Annotated in this window: 14 protein-coding genes; 8 read left to right on the top strand and 6 right to left on the bottom strand. The window is 71.6% G+C overall.

What is annotated here, in order from left to right; translation table 11 throughout:
* From OG257_RS08230 to OG257_RS08220, 3 genes are read left to right on the top strand one after another with little or no spacing between them, the layout of a single operon-like run.
* On the top strand, positions 1-1,377 hold the full coding sequence (locus tag OG257_RS08230) for an LLM class flavin-dependent oxidoreductase (protein ID WP_329206101.1): 1,377 nt from the start codon (positions 1-3) through the stop codon (positions 1,375-1,377).
* Positions 1,374-5,210, top strand: a complete 3,837-nt coding sequence (locus OG257_RS08225; protein WP_329206099.1) for an ABC transporter ATP-binding protein — start codon at positions 1,374-1,376, stop codon at positions 5,208-5,210. Before OG257_RS08230 ends, OG257_RS08225 begins: the two co-directional genes overlap by 4 nt.
* Positions 5,207-6,253, top strand: coding sequence for an aldo/keto reductase (locus tag OG257_RS08220; protein WP_329206097.1), 1,047 nt, complete (start codon positions 5,207-5,209; stop codon positions 6,251-6,253). Before OG257_RS08225 ends, OG257_RS08220 begins: the two co-directional genes overlap by 4 nt.
* Here OG257_RS08220 and OG257_RS08215 read toward each other — a convergent pair.
* Positions 6,190-6,627, bottom strand: a complete 438-nt coding sequence (locus OG257_RS08215; RefSeq protein WP_329206095.1) for a VOC family protein — start codon at positions 6,625-6,627, stop codon at positions 6,190-6,192. The two genes, OG257_RS08220 and OG257_RS08215, sit on opposite strands and share 64 nt — an antisense overlap.
* A gap of 89 nt (positions 6,628-6,716) precedes the next feature.
* On the opposite strand from OG257_RS08215, the gene OG257_RS08210 reads away from it, so the two are divergent.
* The gene (locus OG257_RS08210; protein WP_329206094.1) at positions 6,717-8,210 is read left to right on the top strand and encodes an MFS transporter; all 1,494 of its coding nucleotides are present in this window, start codon (positions 6,717-6,719) and stop codon (positions 8,208-8,210) included.
* On the top strand, positions 8,207-9,235 hold the full coding sequence (locus tag OG257_RS08205) for a glutathione S-transferase family protein (protein WP_329206093.1): 1,029 nt from the start codon (positions 8,207-8,209) through the stop codon (positions 9,233-9,235). The genes OG257_RS08210 and OG257_RS08205 overlap by 4 nt, the downstream gene beginning before the upstream one ends.
* Before the next feature lie 7 nt (positions 9,236-9,242).
* On the opposite strand, the gene OG257_RS08200 is transcribed toward OG257_RS08205, so the two are convergent.
* Positions 9,243-10,121, bottom strand: a complete 879-nt coding sequence (locus OG257_RS08200) for a DMT family transporter (protein ID WP_329206092.1) — start codon at positions 10,119-10,121, stop codon at positions 9,243-9,245.
* Positions 10,122-10,226: 105 nt separating this feature from the next.
* Between OG257_RS08200 and OG257_RS08195 the strand changes: the two genes are divergently transcribed.
* Positions 10,227-11,345 (top strand): winged helix DNA-binding domain-containing protein, encoded by a 1,119-nt coding sequence (locus OG257_RS08195; protein ID WP_329206091.1) that lies wholly within the window; start codon positions 10,227-10,229, stop codon positions 11,343-11,345.
* Positions 11,346-11,404: 59 nt separating this feature from the next.
* Here OG257_RS08195 and OG257_RS08190 read toward each other — a convergent pair whose 3' ends face one another.
* The gene (locus OG257_RS08190) at positions 11,405-12,223 is read right to left on the bottom strand and encodes a response regulator transcription factor (protein ID WP_383810223.1); all 819 of its coding nucleotides are present in this window, start codon (positions 12,221-12,223) and stop codon (positions 11,405-11,407) included.
* Between the two features lie 142 nt (positions 12,224-12,365).
* Between OG257_RS08190 and OG257_RS08185 the strand changes: the two genes are divergently transcribed.
* Both OG257_RS08185 and OG257_RS08180 read left to right on the top strand, forming a co-directional pair.
* Positions 12,366-14,042, top strand: coding sequence for an AMP-binding protein (locus tag OG257_RS08185; protein ID WP_329206089.1), 1,677 nt, complete (start codon positions 12,366-12,368; stop codon positions 14,040-14,042).
* Complete coding sequence (locus OG257_RS08180; protein WP_329206087.1) at positions 14,039-15,646, top strand: AMP-binding protein; 1,608 nt, start codon at positions 14,039-14,041, stop codon at positions 15,644-15,646. Before OG257_RS08185 ends, OG257_RS08180 begins: the two co-directional genes overlap by 4 nt.
* Positions 15,647-15,704: 58 nt before the next feature.
* On the opposite strand, the gene OG257_RS08175 is transcribed toward OG257_RS08180, so the two are convergent.
* From OG257_RS08175 to OG257_RS08165, 3 genes are all read right to left on the bottom strand, one after another.
* The gene (locus tag OG257_RS08175) at positions 15,705-15,926 is read right to left on the bottom strand and encodes a hypothetical protein (RefSeq protein ID WP_329206086.1); all 222 of its coding nucleotides are present in this window, start codon (positions 15,924-15,926) and stop codon (positions 15,705-15,707) included.
* 71 nt (positions 15,927-15,997) lie between these two features.
* The gene (locus tag OG257_RS08170) at positions 15,998-16,525 is read right to left on the bottom strand and encodes a GNAT family N-acetyltransferase (RefSeq protein ID WP_329206085.1); all 528 of its coding nucleotides are present in this window, start codon (positions 16,523-16,525) and stop codon (positions 15,998-16,000) included.
* A 20-nt stretch (positions 16,526-16,545) separates the two neighbouring features.
* The gene (locus tag OG257_RS08165; protein WP_329206083.1) at positions 16,546-17,268 is read right to left on the bottom strand and encodes a hypothetical protein; all 723 of its coding nucleotides are present in this window, start codon (positions 17,266-17,268) and stop codon (positions 16,546-16,548) included.
* Positions 17,269-17,421: the final 153 nt, after the last annotated feature.

Genomic DNA, 17,421 nt, shown 5'->3' with positions numbered 1-17,421 from the left:
ATGCCGCGCAAGCAGCTCCATCTGAACGCCTTCCTGATGTCCACCGGCCACCACGAGGCGTCCTGGCGGCTCCCCGAGAGCGCCGCCGAGGCCAACTCCGACCTCGAGCACTACAAGAACCTGGCCCGCATCGCCGAACGCGGCCGTCTGGACTCCCTGTTCCTCGCCGACAGCCCCGTCCTGATGGGCGACCCCGGCCGCCGCCCCGCCGCCAAGCTGGAACCCACCGTCCTGCTCACCGCACTCGCCGGGGCGACCGAGCACATCGGGCTCATCGCCACCGCCTCCACCAGCTACAACGAGCCGTACAACCTGGCCCGCAGGTTCGCCTCGCTCGACCACGTCTCCGGCGGCCGGGCCGGCTGGAACATCGTCACCACCGCCGGGGCCGACGCGGCCCGCAACTTCGGTCTGGACGACACCCCGCTGCACCGCGACCGCTACCGGCGCGCGGGTGAGTTCGTCGAGGTGTCGACCAAGCTCTGGGACAGCTGGGCGGACGACGCCGTCGTCGCCGACAAGGAGAGCGGCGTCCACGCACTGGCCGAGCGGGTCCGCGCCATCGGCCACACCGGCGAGTTCTTCCGGGTCGACGGTCCGCTCAACGTCCAGCGCCCCCCGCAGGGCTACCCGTTGCTCGTCCAGGCCGGATCCAGTGAGGACGGCAAGGACTTCGCGGCCCGCTACGCGGAGGCGGTGTTCACCGCACAGCAGACGCTCGAGGAGGGCATCGCCTTCTACAAGGACGTCAAGCAGCGCGCCGAAGCCCTCGGCCGCAACCCGGACGGCATCAAGATCCTGCCCGGCATCGTCCCCGTCATCGGGGACACCGAGGCCGAGGCCCTGGAGCTGGACGCCGAGCTCGACCGGCTCATCGTCCCCGAGTACGCCAAGCGCCAGCTGGCGCAGAAGCTGAAGCTCGACCCCTCCGAGCTCCACCTCGACAGGGAACTCCCCGAGTCCATCCCCACCGAGGACGAGATCGAGGGCGCCAAGAGCCGCTACACCCTCATCGTGGAGCTCGCCAGACGCGAGAAGCTGACCGTGCGCCAGCTCATCGGCCGGCTCGGCGGCGGGCGCGGCCACCGCACCTTCGCCGGAACGGCCGAGCAGGTCGCGGACACCATCGAGCACTGGTACGACAGCGGGGCGGCCGACGGATTCAACATCATGCCCGCCGTGCTCCCCTCCGGTCTGGAGGTCTTCGTGGACCGGGTCGTCCCCATCCTCCAGGAGCGGGGCCTGTTCCGCACCGAGTACACCGGCGCCACCCTGCGCGAGCACTACGGTCTGCCGCGCCCCGCCAACCGGCTGTTCGACACCGTCGACACCTCCGAGGGCCACACCGGCATCGGCCTCGCGGCGGCGGCCCGGTGACCGACTGTCCGCCACCGCAGACCGGCACGTCCCCGCAGCCGCCGCCCGGCTGGGCGCGGCGGCTGCTGGGGTACTGTCTGCGCCACCGCACCGACCTGCTCCTCGCGTTCGGAGCGGCCCTGGTAGCGGCCGTCGCCACCGCCACCCTGCCCCTCGTCCTGCGCCATGTCGTGGACGGGGTGGCAGGGGGCACCACCGGATCGCTCCTCCCCTGGACCCTCCTGCTCGCCGGCCTCGGCGCGATCCGCTTCGCGGCGAGCTTCACCCGCCGCTACCGCTCGGGCCGGCTCTCCCTCGGTGTCCAGTACGACCTGCGCAACGACGCCTTCGCCGCACTGCTGCGGCTCGGCGGCGCCCAGCAGGACGACCTGCGCACCGGACAGGTCGTCAGCCGGTCCATCTCCGACATCACCCTGATCCAGACGCTCCTGCAGTTCCTGCCCAACCTCACGGGCAACGTCCTGATGTTCCTCTGCTCCGTGATCTTCATGGCGGTGCTCTCGCCGCTGCTGACCGTGGTCGCCCTGGTCGTCGGACCGCTGCTCTACCTCATCGCCCTGCGCAGCCGCCGCGACCTGTTCCCCGCCAACTGGCACGCCCAGCAGGAGGCCGCCGAAGTGGCCTCCTCCGTGGAGGCCACCGTCACCGGCGTCCGCGTGGTCAAGGGCTTCGGGCAGGAGACACGGGAACTCAACGGCCTGGAGGAGCGCGCCCGTACCCTGTTCGCCTCCCGCCTGCGGGTCGTCCGCTTCACCAGCCGCTACAACCCCGCCCTCCAGGCGGTGCCCGCACTCGGCCAGGTCGCCGTGCTCGCCCTCGGCGGCTGGATGGCCCTGGACGGCCGGATCTCGCTGGGCACCTTCCTCGCCTTCACCACCTATCTCGGCTCCTTCGTCACCCCCGTACGCCAGGTGGCGACGCTGCTCACCGTCTGGCAGCAGGCACGGGCCGGCGCCGAACGCGTTCTGGAGGTCGTCGACGAAGCACCGGTGATCACCGACGCACCGGGCGCCCGCGACCTCCCCGACCGGCCACCGGCCCTCTCCTGGCAGGACGTCACCTTCGGCTACGGGGACGGTGCCCCGCTGCTGGACGGCTTCACCCTCGACGTGGAACCGGGCGAGACCCTCGCGCTGATCGGCTCCGCCGGCTCCGGCAAGTCCACCGCGGCCGCCCTGCTGCCCCGGTTCTACGACGTGCCGTCCGGATCCGTACGGGTGGGCGGCACCGACGTCACCGAACTGACCCTGGCCTCACTGCGCTCCCGTATCGGCTTCGTCTTCGAGGAGAGCCTGCTGCTCTCGGACACCGTGCGCGCCAACATCGCGTACGGCGTCCCGGACGCCACCGACGAGCAGATCCGCCGGGCCGCCCGGACCGCCCGCGCCGACGAGTTCATCGAGCGGCTGCCCCACGGCTACGACACCGTCGTGGGCGAACAGGGGCTCACCCTCTCCGGCGGCCAGCGCCAGCGCCTCGCCCTGGCCCGCGCCCTGGTCGGCGACCCCGCCGTCCTCGTACTCGACGACGCCACCTCGGCCATCGACGCCCGGGTCGAGGCCGAGATCCACGCGGGCCTCCACGAGGCCACCCGTCGCCGCACCACCCTGATCGTCGCGCACCGCCGGTCGACCCTGGAGCTCGCCGACCGGATCGCCGTACTGGACGGCGGCCGGATCACGGACACCGGCACCCTGGACGAACTCCGCTCGCGTTCGGCCCTGTTCCGCACGCTGCTGTCGACCGCCGAGAGTCCGCAGGCAGCGGAGCAGGCGGCCGACGCACCCGAGGGCCCTGTGGCCGACGGGGTCACCGCGCACCTGTGGCACCGCGCAGAGAGCGCCGACACCGCCACCGAGGAAGGCACCGCTGTCCGGGCCGCCCAGGCCCTCGCCGAAGCGGCGGCCACCTCAGGACCCGGCCGGGCCGGGCCCGGCGGCGGAGTGCTCGGCTCCGCCCCGCCGAGCGCCGAACTGATGGCGGGCCTCGCCAGACTGCCGCTGCCCGCGGCCGACCCGAAGGTCCCCACCGCCCAGGCGGTCGCAGCCGACCCCGACTTCCACCTGGGCACCCTGCTGCGGCCCTTCCGGGTGCCGCTGCTGCTGGGGCTGCTCCTCGTCGCCCTGGACGCCGCCGCACAGATCGCGGTACCCGTCCTCGTACGGCACGGAGTGGACCACGGCGTGGCACGCCAGGCCGGAGGAGTCCTGCTCGCCGCCGCCGCGGCAGCCGCGCTCGTCGTGGCGGTGAACTGGCTGATCGGAGTCGCGCAGGTCCGCACGACGGGGCGCACCGGTGAACGCCTCCTCTACACCCTTCGTGTGAAGACCTTCGCGCAGCTCCAGCGTCTCGGCCTCGACTACTACGAGCGGGAGCTCGGCGGCCGGATCATGACGAGGATGACCACCGACGTGGACGCCCTGTCGAACTTCCTGCAGACCGGGCTGATCACCGCCGTCGTCAGTCTGCTCACCATCCTCGGCGTCCTCGTCGCGCTCCTCGTCATCGACGCGGGCCTGGCCGTCGTCCTGCTCGTCGCGCTGCCCGTACTGATCGGCGCGACCGCACTGTTCCGCCACCACTCCGTACCCGCCTACCGGGAGGCCAGGGAGCGCATCAGCGCCGTCAACGCCTGCCTCCAGGAGAACGTCACCGCCATCCGCGTCACCCAGGCCTTCGGGCGCGAACAGCGCAACGCGGCCGACTTCGCCGAACTGGCCTGGTCCTTCCGCACCTCGAGACTGCGCGCCCAGCGCTACATGGGCACCTTCTTCCCGTTCGTCGAATTCCTCGGCACCCTCTCCACCGCAGCCGTTCTCGTGATCGGTGCGGGACAGGTCAGGGCGGGTGAGCTGAGCGCGGGAACCCTCATCGCGTTCCTGCTCTACGTCGAGCTGTTCTTCTCACCGATCCAGCAGCTCTCCCAGGTGTTCGACGGATACCAGCAGGCCGTCATCGGCCTCGGCAGGCTGCGCAGCCTGATGCGGACCCCGGCCGGCACCCCGCCCGCCGAGAGCCCCCGGCCCGTCCGGGAACTGCGCGGGGACGTCGAGTTCGACGGGGTCTCCTTCGGATACGCGGGCGGCGGCGGCCAGGAGGTGCTGCACGGGCTCTCCCTGCGCATCGCCCCCGGTGAGAGGGTCGCCCTGGTCGGCGCCACCGGCGCCGGGAAGTCGACGGTCGTCAAGCTCCTCGCCCGGTTCTACGATCCGGCGGCCGGCACGGTCCGGGTCGACGGCCAGGACCTGCGCGACCTCGACCTCCCCGGCTTCCGCCGCAGGCTCGGCATCGTCCCGCAGGAGGCCCACCTCTTCAGCGGCACCGTCCGGGACGCCATCGCCTACGGGCGCCCCGACGCCACCGACGCCGAGGTGGAGGCGGCGGCCCGCACGGTCGGAGCGCACGAGATGGTCGCCGGGCTGCGGCTCGGCTACCTCCAGCCGGTGGGGGAGCGGGGCCGGGGCCTGTCCGCCGGGCAGCGCCAACTCCTCGCGCTGGCACGCGCCGAGCTCGTCGACCCCGACATCCTGCTGCTCGACGAGGCCACCGCCTCGCTGGACCTGGCGACCGAGCGCCGTGTCGTGGCGGCGACGGAGGCCCTGGCCAGGCGGCGGACCACCGTCGTCGTCGCGCACCGGCTGACGACCGCCGCGCGCGCCGACCGGGTCGTCGTCATCGACGCCGGAACCGTCGTCGAGTCGGGCACGCACACCGAACTGCTCGCCGCGCGCGGCGCCTACCACCGCCTCTGGGAAGCCTTCCGGCAGACCGGGAACCCCGCACCCGCGGACCACCTCACCACCGATGAACTCGTCAAGGAGAACGCAGGATGACCGACTACCGCACCCTCGGACGCACCGGCGTCAAGGTCAGCCCGCTGGCCCTGGGCACCATGATGTTCGGCGCCCGTGGCAACACCGACCACGACGACAGCGTCCGGATCATCCACCACGCCCTGGACTCGGGCATCAACTTCGTCGACACCGCCGACGTGTACTCCGCCGGTGAGTCCGAAACCATCGTGGGCAAGGCCCTGGCCGGCGGGCGGCGCGACAACGTGGTGCTCGCCACCAAGTTCCACGGCAGCCTCGGCGAGGACCCCAACCAGCAGGGCAACAGCCGCCGTTGGATCATCCGCGAGGTCGAGAACAGCCTGCGCCGGCTCGGCACCGACTGGATCGACCTCTACCAGGTGCACCGCCCCGAGCCGGACACGGACTTCGACGAGACACTCGGCGCGCTCTCCGACCTGGTGCGCCAGGGCAAGATCCGCTACATCGGCACCTCCACCTTCGAGCCCTCCGCGATCGTCGAGGGCCAGTGGATCGCCGAGCGCCGGGGCCGCGAACGCGTGGTCGCCGAGCAGCCCCCGTACTCCCTGCTCGCCCGGGGCATCGAGCGAGAGGTACTGCCCGTCGTCCAGCGGTACGGACTCGGAGTCCTGTCCTGGAGCCCGCTGGCCGGCGGCTGGCTCTCCGGCCGCTACCGCACGGGCGCCGACCAGCCCGCCTCCAGCCGTGCCGCACGCCAGGCAGCCCGCTTCGACATCACCGCACCGGAGAACGCCGCCAAGCTGGCCGCCACCGAAGCCCTGGCCGAGCTCGCCGAAGAGGCCGGACTCACCCTCGTACAGCTCGCCCTGGCCTTCGTCCTGGAACACCCGGCCGTGACCTCGGCGATCATCGGGCCGCGCACCTTCGAGCAGCTGGACAGCCAGCTGGGTGCGGACAAGGTCCGGCTCAGCCGGGACGTCCTCGACCGGATCGACGAGATCGTCCCGCCCGGCACCAATCTGTCCGTCCGCGACTCCGGTTACACCCCGTCCGTGCTCACCGACTCCTCGCTCCGCCGCCGTTCGGGGCTGAAGGAGGGGTAGACGGCCAGGGAGAACGAGTGCCCGGCCGGATCCGTGTAGACGCGGACATCGCGCGGACCGCTGTTGCTGTCCTTCGTGTCCACCGGCCGGGCGCCCAGGCCTATCGCCTCACGCTCGGCCTCGTCCATGTCCCCCACCTCGACCAGGATGCGCAGATGCGCCTGCTGGGAGTCCTCGGGGCGGGGCCAGCTGGGGGGCGCGTAGCCGTGGTCGCGGCGAACGGCCAGGTGCACACCCGGGTTGCCGACCACCTCGACGAAGTCGGGATCGCTTCCCACCCGCATCTCGGCACCCAGCAGATCGGCGTAGAACCCGGCGAGCTCCATGGGCTCGGCACAGTCCAGGACCAGAACACTCGTTTTCCCGACAGTCATGTCCCGCGAGTACCCCCGGTAGGGCGGAACACGCCGGACCCCACCGACGGGTCCGCCGGAATCAGGAGCCGCGGCCTAGGGTTCGGACCATGGCAGAGAGCGTGGCGCACCGGGATCCTGGCTCTCCTCCCGGACCTTCCGATCCCCGTCGTTGGCGCGCCCTCGCCGTCTGCCTGGTGGCGGGCTTCATGACGCTCCTCGACGTGTCCATCGTCAACGTGGCGCTGCCGTCCATCAAGGAAGGCCTCCACACCCCGGAGTCCGACCTCCAGTGGGTCCTGTCCGGCTACGCGCTCGCGTTCGGGCTCGTCCTCATCCCCGGCGGCCGGCTGGGAGACGCCCGGGGCAGGCGCACCATGTTCATGTGGGGCCTCACCCTGTTCACCCTGGCCTCCGCCGCGTGCGGAGCCGCCCAGTCCAGCCTCTGGCTCGTCGTCGCCCGGCTGCTCCAGGGTGCGGCGGGCGGGCTGCTCTCGCCCCAGATCTCCGCCCTGATCCAGCAGATGTTCTCGGGCCGCGAGCGGGGCCGGGCCTTCGGCATGTTCGGCACCGTCGTCGGCATCTCCACCGCCGTCGGCCCGCTCCTGGGCGGGCTGCTGATCCAGGGTGCGGGGGCGCAGGAGGGCTGGCGCTGGATCTTCTACGTCAACCTGCCGATCGGAGCCGTCTGCCTCCTGCTGGCCCACCGGCTCCTGCCGGACACCCCGTCCGCGGGCCGGGTCGGGCCACGCGACCTGGACCCGGTCGGGGTGCTGCTGCTCGGCGCGGGGGTGCTGGCCCTGCTGCTTCCGTTCGTCCAGGCCCAGCAGTGGCCGGGCAACGGGAAATGGCTGCTCGTCCTGGTCGCCCTGGTCCTGCTGGCCGCCTTCGTCGGCTGGGAGTCCCGCTGCGCGAAGAAGGGCGTCCAGCCCGTGCTGAACCTCGCGCTCTTCCGGCTCCGGTCCTTCTGGCTGGGGTGTCTGATGATCCTGCTGTACTTCGCGGGCTTCACCTCGATCTTCTTCATCAACACGCTGTACCTGCAGTCGGGCCTGGACTACAGCGCCCTGGAGGCGGGCCTCGCGATCACCCCGTTCGCACTGGGCGCGGGTGGTGCGGCGACCATCGGCGGCCGGCTCGTCGGCAGGTTCGGCCGGCCCCTGATCGTCGTCGGACTGGTCATGGTGGCCGTCGGACTCGGCCTCACCGCACTGGCCGCACACCTGGTGCCGGGCAGGGGCGCCGGACTGGCGATGGCGGCTCCGCTGCTCCTGGCCGGACTCGGCAGCGGGCTCGTCATCGCCCCCAACCAGACCCTGACCCTCTCCCAGGTGCCGGTGCAGAACGCGGGCAGTGCCGGGGGCACCCTCCAGACCAGCCAGCGGGTCGGATCCTCCATCGGGATCGCCGCGGTGGGCTCGGTCTTCTTCGCCCAGCTGGGTCCCGACGGCTGGGCGGACGCGTACGACCGCGGGCTCCTTGTCTCCATCGTGTTCGTCCTGGCCGCGCTCGTCGTGGCCCTGGCCGACGTCGGAGCGGGCCGCCGGGGAAGAAGAAGCCAGGAGACATCCGAAACACCCGACGCACAGAGGGGAACACGATGAGCGGCGAGGAAGCGGAGCCGGGCGGGAACACCTCGTACGGCCACAAGCCCTTCAAACGGTCGCGCAGCCACTTCGCCGACCGCATCACCGCCGACGGCCGCGACGGCTGGCCCGTCGAGGCGGGCCGCTACCGGCTGGTCGTCAGCAGGGCCTGCCCCTGGGCGAGCCGCGCCCTCGTCTCACGGCGGCTGCTCGGACTGGAGGGCGCCCTCTCGCTGGCCGTCGCCGACCCCATCCAGGACGACCGCAGCTGGCGCTTCACCCTGGACGAGGGCGGCCGCGACCCGGTGCTCGGCATCCGCTACCTCAGCGAGGCGTACGACGCGCGCGAGCACGGCTACCCCGGCGGGGTCAGTGTCCCCGCGATCGTCGACGTACCGAGCGGCAGGCTCGTCACCAACGACTACCAGCGGATCACGCTGGACCTGGCCACCGAATGGACGGCGCTGCACCGCCCCGGCGCCCCCGACCTCTACCCGGAACGGCTGCGGGAGGAGATCGACGAGGTGATGGAGGGCATCTACCGCGACGTCAACAACGGTGTCTACCGGGCCGGATTCGCCGACGGCCAGAGCACGTACGAGGCCGCGTACCTCGATGTCTTCCGCCGCCTGGACCACGTCTCCGAGCGGCTCGCCGACCGTCGATACCTCGTCGGCGACACCCTCACCGAGGCGGACATCCGGCTCTTCACCACCCTGGTGCGGTTCGACGCCGTCTACCACGGCCACTTCAAGTGCAACCGCTCGAAACTGGCCGAGGACCCCGTCCTGTGGGCGTACGTACGCGACCTCTACCAGACCCCCGGCTTCGGCGACACGGTCGACTTCGACCACATCAAGCAGCACTACTACCGCGTGCACACGGGCATCAACCCGACCGGCATCGTGCCGCTGGGCCCCGACCTGATCGGCTGGCTGACCCCGCACCACCGGGAGCAGCTCGGCGGCCGCCCGTTCGGCGACGGCACCCCGCCGGGCCCGGTGCCGCCCGGCGAGGGCGTACCGGCCCGCGGGCGCCCCTGACCCGTCCTCACTCCACCCGCGGCGCGGGGGCGGTGTCCCCCGCGTTCGCCGCGGCCAGCGGGGAACGGGCCAGCACCACACAGCCCACGGCGATCAGCGCCACACCGGCCAGCTGCGGCAGCAGCCACCAGCCGGTGCGCAGGACCTCCCCGAACAGCGTCACCCCGAACGTGATGCTGATCAGCGCGTCCCCGAGCGTCAGCATCGGCTGTACGGCCGCCAGACTGCCGGCGTGCAGCGCGTTCTGGAGGAGGAACAGCGCCCCCACACCGGCCGCCGCCGTGGCGTACAGCTGCCAGGCCGTCAGCAGGGCGGTCACACCCCCTTCGTCCAGCCGCGCCATGGCGTCCTTCATCAGGGCAGCCGTCAGCGCGTACCCGCAGGCCGCCGCCAGGCCCAGCAGCGCGGCCCTCGCGTTGCCGCCGGTGCCGAGCGCGGCGGTGATCAGCGCGGCCTCGAACAGGCCGGTGACCACGAGAGCCGGGATCCAGTCCTCGCCCGGCACACTGTCACTGCCGCCGACCGGTGCGGCGGCGGCCATACCGACGGCCAGCCCCAGCGTCACGGCGGCCACGCCGTACCAGACGGTCCGGGACACCCGGACCCGCATGACGACCCCGGCGAGCAGCAGCGTCGCGGGCAGCTCGATCACGAAGATCGGCTGGACCACGGCGATCGGCCCGGTGGCCAGCGCCACCGCCTGGCAGACGGCGGCGACGATCACCAGGGCGATCCCGCACAGCCACACCTTCTGACGCAACAGATGCGCTATCAGCGACAGCCGCATGGCCTCGCTGTCGGGCACGTTCAGGGCGGCGCGGCGCTGGAGGACCGAGGCGGCACCGTTGCTGAGTGCTGTCAGAACGGCGAAGAGGACACTGATCACGGGCACCATCATGCGGGCGGGCGGCCCCCGGTCCGTGGTGCCGCCGCCCGGCACGAGTGTCGGATTCGAGCGCCGGTGCAGAGCCTGCCGCGTAGCGTGCGGTCCATGGTCGCGAAGAATGCTCCCGTGCTCTCCAGCCGCGCACTCAACCGGGCAACCCTGGAACGCCAGTTGCTGCTCCGGCGTACCGCCGTGCCGGCGAAGGACGCCGTCACCCGCCTGGTGGGGCTGCAGGCGCAGAACACCAGGCCGCCGTACTTCCAGCTCCTAGCCCGGCTCGAAGGCTTCGATCCCGCCGAACTCTCCGCGCTCATGGAGTCCCGCGAAGTCGTCAGGATCGTCACCCTGCGCTCCACCATCCACACGCACACCGCCGATGACGCCCTCACCCTGCGCCCCCTGGTCCAGCCGGCCCGCGACCGGGAGCTGAAGGTGTTCCGGCGCGGGCTCACCGGGGTGGACCTGGACCGGCTCGCCTCCCTCGCCAAGGAGCTCGTCGAGGAACGGCCCCGCACGATGAAGGAGCTGCGGGAGGAACTGATCGTGCACTGGCCGGACGCGGACCCGCGGGCCCTGTCGGTCGCCGCCCGTTGCCTGTTGCCGCTCGTCCAGGTCACCCCGCGCGGAATGTGGGGACGCAGCGGACAGGTCGCACTGACGACGGTCGAGCACTGGCTCGGCAGGGCCTCGCAGCCGGCGCCCGCGCCCGACGGGACCGTGCTGCGCTACCTGGGCGCGTTCGGACCGGCCTCCGTGAAGGACATGCAGATGTGGGCGGGCCTCACCCGGCTGAGCGAGGTCTTCGAACGGCTGCGGCCCCAGCTCGTCACCTTCCGCGACGAACACGGCGTCGAGCTCTTCGACCTGCCGGATGCCCCGCGCCCCGGCCCGGACGTACCGGCGCCGCCCCGCTTCCTGCCCGAGTTCGACAACGTACTGCTCGGCCACGCCGACCGGACACGGATCATCCCGGCCGCGTACAAGGGGCGCAACGGCGTCGGCAACCAGGCCTACGGAACGGTCCTGGTGGACGGCTTCCTGGCCGCGCTCTGGCGCCTCGACGAAACGGGCGACGACGCGACGGTCACCGTCCAGGCCCTCGGCGGACTCGGCCGGGAGCAGCGCGAGGAGATCACGCAGGAGGCCGTGGACCTGCTGACGGTGATGTCACAAGCATCCGCGTACGACGTCAGGTTCGCCCCGTTCGTCGACTTCGGCGACTGAGGGCGTCGGTCCGCCCGGCCGGTGGCCTCCACCGTCACGACCGGGCCGCGCCAGGATCTCTACGGCAGCAGCCCCGCCCGGCGCGCGGCCACCACCGCCTCCAGCCGGGTGTGCGCCCCCAGCTTCCGCATCGCGGAGCGCAGGTACCCCTTCACGGTCTCCGGCCGCAGCCCCAGCCGCTCGGCCGCCGCCGCGTTCGTCGCCCCCGCCGCCACACAGGCGATCACATCCGTCTCGCGCGGCGCCAGCCTCACCTGCCGGGCCGCGGCCGACCGGTTCGTACCCGCAGCCGAGGCGAGCCGCCCGCACACCGCGAGCAGCTCGTCGCGCAGGGCAGGGTCGACGATCCTCGGGGCCAGGGCACGCAGTTCGCGGTGCGCCTCGCGGACGTCCTCCCAGGTGCCGGGATCCGCGTGCGGACCGGTCATCTGCTCCCGGGTGGTCGCCAGGAGCTGCTGCACCTCGTCCCGCACGGCCAGCGCCTGCTCCACATCACGGGCCGCGGACACCGCCGCGTCGAACGTGCGGTCCCCGAGTGTGAGCGCCTCGCGCAGCGCCCCGTACAGCACGCCCCGCACCTTGCGGCGCACGACGACGGGCACCGCGACGACCGAGCGCAGACCCTCCGCCGCGACAGCCGTGTCGTACTCGTGGCTGATGTGGCGCGAGGAGGCGTAGTCGGTCACCGCGCACGGCCGCGACAGCGCGATCGCCTTGCCGCCGAGCCCGCTGCCCGCGGAGATGACGAGCCCGCGCAACGCACCCGTCTGCGCCCCGTTCAGCTCGGCGATCCGCGCGTGCCGCGCGTCGGACAGCAGCCCGCCGAAGACCACCGGCAGCCCGCTCGTGCGGCGCAGCCTCAGCAGAGCCGCCTGCATCTCCGTCGCCTCAGCCGGTTGTGGCACGCCGATGCCTCTCCGCCCCGTGGGGTCCTGCCCGCACCACCCCCGTTCGGGGGTGGTGAGATCCGGGTCACTGTTTACATGATGTTAAGGGACGGGTCCGCAATGAGGAGGGCACATGCCGGCAACCAGCGCGACGGAGACGTTCCGGGCCGCTCGGGACTTTCTGCTGGAACACCGCGAGGACTATGCGAAGGCCTACGCCGGCTTCGAATGGCCCAGGCCGGCCCGCTTCAACTGGGCACTGGACTGGTTCGACGTCATCGCCGAGAACAACGACCGGACCGCCCTGCACATCGTGGAGGAGGACGGACGGCGCACCGAGGTGTCCTTCGCCAGGATGGCCGCCCGTTCCAACCGGGCCGCGAACTGGCTGCGCGCCCAGGGGGTACGGGAGGGCGACCGGATCCTGGTCATGCTCGGCAACCAGACCGAGCTGTGGGAGACCGCCCTCGCCGCGATGAAGCTGCGTGCCGTCGTCATCCCCGCGACGCCGCTGCTCGGCCCCGTCGACCTGCGCGACCGGGTCGAGCGCGGCAAGGTCCGCCACGTTCTCGTGCGGTCCGAGGACGCGCCGAAGTTCGACGAGGTGCCCGGCGACTACACCCGGATCACCGTCGGCGAGGACGTGGCGGGCTGGCTCCCGTACAGCGGGGCCGACGAGGCGCCCGATACCTTCACCGCCGACCGTGAGACCGACGCGGACGAACCGCTGATGCTGTACTTCACCTCCGGTACGACGGCGAGCCCCAAGCTGGTCGAGCACACCCATGTCTCGTACCCGGTGGGGCACTTGTCGACGATGTACTGGATCGGCCTCAAGCCCGGCGATGTGCACCTCAACATCTCCTCGCCCGGCTGGGCCAAGCACGCCTGGTCGAACCTCTTCGCGCCCTGGAGCGCCGAGGCCACCGTCTTCATCTTCAACTACACACGCTTCGACGCGGCCCGGCTGATGGCGGAGATGGACCGCTCCGCGGTGACCAGCTTCTGTGCGCCGCCGACCGTGTGGCGGATGCTCATCCAGGCCGACCTCGCGCAGCTGAAGACACCGCCGCGGGAGGTCGTCGCGGCCGGGGAGCCGCTCAACCCCGAGGTCATCGAGACCGTCAGGCGCGCCTGGGGCGTCACCATCCGGGACGGCTTCGGCCAGACGGAGACCGCCGTCCAGGTGGCGAACACGCCGGGCCAGCGGCTGAAGACCGGCTCGATGGGGCGCCCCAGCCCCGGCTTCGAGGTCGAGCTGCTCGACCCGGTCTCCGGGCGGGCGGGTGTGGCGGAGGGCGAGATCGCCCTCGTCCTGTCGTCCGCACCCGTCGGCCTGATGACCGGCTACCACGGCGACCCGGAACGTACGGCCGAGGCCATGGCGGGCGGCTACTACCGCACCGGTGACATCGGCGCCCGGGACGAGGACGGCTACATCACGTACGTGGGCCGCGCCGACGACGTGTTCAAGGCCTCCGACTACAAGATCTCGCCGTTCGAGCTGGAGAGCGCCCTGCTGGAGCACGAAGCGGTGGCCGAGGCCGCGGTCGTGCCCGCACCCGACCCCGTGCGCCTCGCCGTACCCAAGGCGTACGTCGTACTCGCCGAGGGCTGGGAGCCCGGCCCGGAGACGGCGAAGGTGCTGTTCGAGCACTCCCGGGCGGTCCTCGCCCCGTACAAGCGCATCCGCCGGCTGGAGTTCGCCGAGCTGCCCAAGACCGTCTCCGGCAAGATCCGCCGGATCGAACTGCGGGAGCGTACGGCCCAGGGCGCGGGCACCGAGTTCGACGAGGGGGACCTGCGATGAGCGAGCTGTCCTACGCGCACGGCACCGGCGGAACCGCACTGCTCGGCGACACCATCGGCCGCAACCTCGACCGGGCGGTCGACGCCTTCCCGGAGCGCGAGGTCCTGGTCGACGTGGTGTCGGGGCGCCGCTGGACGTACGCCGAATTCGGCGCCGCCGTCCAGGAACTGGCCCGCGGACTGATGGCATCCGGGGTGGCCAAGGGCGACCGTGTCGGTATCTGGGCGGTCAACTGCCCGGAGTGGGTGCTCGTCCAGTACGCGACGGCCCGCATCGGCGCCGTCATGGTCAACATCAACCCGGCCTACCGGGCACACGAGCTGGAGTACGTGCTCAACCAGGCCGGGATCTCCCTGCTGATCGCGTCGCTCGTCCACCGCACCAGCGACTACCGCGCGCTCGTCGGCCAGGTCCGTGCCAACTGCCCGGACCTGCGCGCCGTCCACTACATCGGCGACCCGACCTGGGACGAACTGACGGCCACGTCGGCAGCTGTCACCGCAGAAGAACTCGCCCTCCGTGAGGCGGAGTTGTCCTGCGACGACCCGATCAACATCCAGTACACCTCGGGTACCACCGGCTTCCCCAAGGGGGCCACGCTCTCCCACCACAACATCCTGAACAACGGCTACTTCGTGGGGGAGATGGTCGGCTACACCGAGGAGGACCGGGTCTGTCTGCCGGTCCCCTTCTACCACTGCTTCGGCATGGTCATGGGAAACCTGGGCATCACCTCGCACGGCGCCTGCATCGTGATCCCGGCCCCGTCCTTCGAGCCCGCCGCCGTGCTCTCGGCGGTTCAGCAGGAGCGCTGCACCTCGCTCTACGGCGTCCCCACCATGTTCATCGCGGAGCTGAACCTCCCCGGCTTCGCCGACTACGACCTCTCCTCGCTCCGCACCGGGATCATGGCCGGATCGCCGTGTCCGGTCGAGGTGATGAAGCGGGTCGTCGCCGAGATGCACATGGAGGAGGTGTCGATCTGCTACGGCATGACGGAGACCTCACCGGTCTCCACCCAGACCCGCAGGGACGACGACCTGGAGCGCCGCACCGGCACGGTCGGCCGGGTGCTGCCGCATGTGGAGGTCAAGGTGATCGACCCGGTGACGGGCGTGACCCTGCCGCGCGGAGGGCCCGGTGAGCTGTGCACCCGCGGGTACAGCGTGATGCTCGGCTACTGGGACCAGCCCGGGCGGACCGCGGAGGTGATCGACGCGGGGCGCTGGATGCATACGGGGGATCTCGCGGTGATGCGGGAGGACGGATACGTCCAGATCGTCGGCCGGATCAAGGACATGATCATCCGAGGCGGGGAGAACGTGTACCCGCGGGAGATCGAGGAGTTCCTCTACGGTCATCCGAAGATCGCCGACGTCCAGGTGGTCGGGGTGCCCGACGCCACGTACGGCGAGGAGATCCTGGCCTGCGTCATCCCCCGCGACCCGGCCGATCCGCCGACGCTGGACGAGGTGACCGCGTACTGCCGCGAGCAGCTGGCGCACTACAAGATCCCGCGCCGACTGCAGATCCTGGAGACCTTCCCGATGACGGTCAGCGGGAAGGTCCGGAAGGTCGAACTGCGGGAGAGCTACGGGGCGTAGCGCATGGCGCGGTGCGCATGGCGTGGCGCGTGGCGCCGGGTGGGGCGGTCGGGCGGGGTCAGGCGGCTTCGATGATGTCGCAGTCGATGCCCTTGGTCGCGGCCGCCCACTCGATCAGAAGCACCTCGTACGTCGCCGACTCCACGGACGACCAGTCCTGGCCCGCGCGGGCGTCCACGAGCGCGCGAATCGCCTCGTTCGCCTCGACGGCGGACGGGTGGGTGGGCTGGGTCGCGAAAACAGGGGTGGAGGGAGGTGAAAGCCGAGGAGTTAAGACCATGCCTTCACTGTACGTCCCCATACTGACAACAGTCCGAACATATGAGGCTCGCGGGGCACACGTGACCGAAATCATTTCGATGTGTCGGTGGGGAGATCGCGGCGCATGCACACGCGCGGCCAGCGGTCCAGGCCGTGTTCGGCTTCCTGCGACCTGATCCCGCGGAGCCCGTCACCGAGCTCGTCCTCCGCCAGTGTCCGAAAACCGAGGCGCGTGTAGTAGGGCGCGTTCCAAGGAACTTCGGCGAAGGTCGTCAGTGTGAGAGCGGTCAGTCCCTCCGCCTCGGCCCAGCCGGCGAGATGGTCGATGAGGGCCCGGCCGACACCCCGGCGGGCGGCCACCGGGTCGACGGAGATCTGCTCGATGTGGGCGGCGCCGTCCACGCGGTCGGCGATCAGATAGCCGACCGGGAGGTCCGAGGTCTCGTCCGTGGACACCCAGCAGCGCCCGCTGCGACGGTAGTTCTCCAGCAGGGCGAGCGGTGGCGGCTCGTCGTCGGCGACGGCGGGCATGCCGACCGCGCGGAACGGCTCGCCCGCGGCGCGCTCGATGGCCTGGAGCAGCGGGAGTTCCGGGCGCCGGGCGGGACGGATGCGCATGGGACCAGTATGACGGGTGGTCAGGGTCCCGTGCTGATCAGTTCGTCCGCAGGGCTGTTCACCGGCTGCGGCGTCCCCGTGAGGTCCATGACGAAGAGCGGGATGGCGAGACCGTCGGCGCGTGAGCGCGCGTCCTCCGCGTAGCCGGCCAGCGAGAAGAGCACGCCCGACACCGAGGTGTTGAGGGCGTTGAGCCAGAGGCACTCGACGTCGCGCAGCGCGGTCGGCCGGGTGGTGGAGTCGACCTGTGCGATGAGCCCGGAAGCCCGGAGGTCTATCCGGGACGCGGGGCGCACCTCGGGCTGGACGACCTCGCGGTAGCCCAGCCACTTCAGGTAGAGGGCGGCGGCGCTCACCGCGTCGCGCGCGGTCCGGATCACCATCGGCCGGAACGAGGGGCGCGGGTGCGCGGCCGTGCGGGGCAGCGGGATGTGCGAGGGCCCGGGCGGCCGGGCCGCGGCGGACGGTGCCGCGCCGTGCGGGGTCACCGGGCGGACGGGTATCCGCAGTACGGCGCCGCAGGGGCAGCACAGCTCGGGGTGCGGCCACTGGTCCCGCCGCCCGCAGGCGGTGCAGCGAACGCTCACCCAGTCGTCGTTCCAGGTGCGGTGGGTGATGGGTTCGACCGGTGTGCCCCGCATCAGCGGCGGGGCCGTCGGGGAGCCGCACGGGCAGGGATAGACGGGCGTGATGTACGCGTGGTCCCGGCCGCAGGCCGGGCAGTGCACCGGTAGGGAATCCACCGTCCGCCCCTCCTGCCGTGATTGCCGCGGCGACTGCGCTCCGTACCCCCATGGTCCACCAGGAGCGAGGTTCTGGGGAGGAGGTTGGCGTACTTCGTCCCGGCGTCCTCCCTTGACGGCCGTACGACTCCGCCTTAGATTGATTCCACATAG

It is taken from the genome of Streptomyces sp. NBC_00683, from assembly GCF_036226745.1.
In the GTDB taxonomy this organism is placed as follows: domain Bacteria; phylum Actinomycetota; class Actinomycetes; order Streptomycetales; family Streptomycetaceae; genus Streptomyces.
Note: the sequence above shows the minus strand (reverse complement) of the source record. Positions and strands in the feature narration are given on the sequence as shown.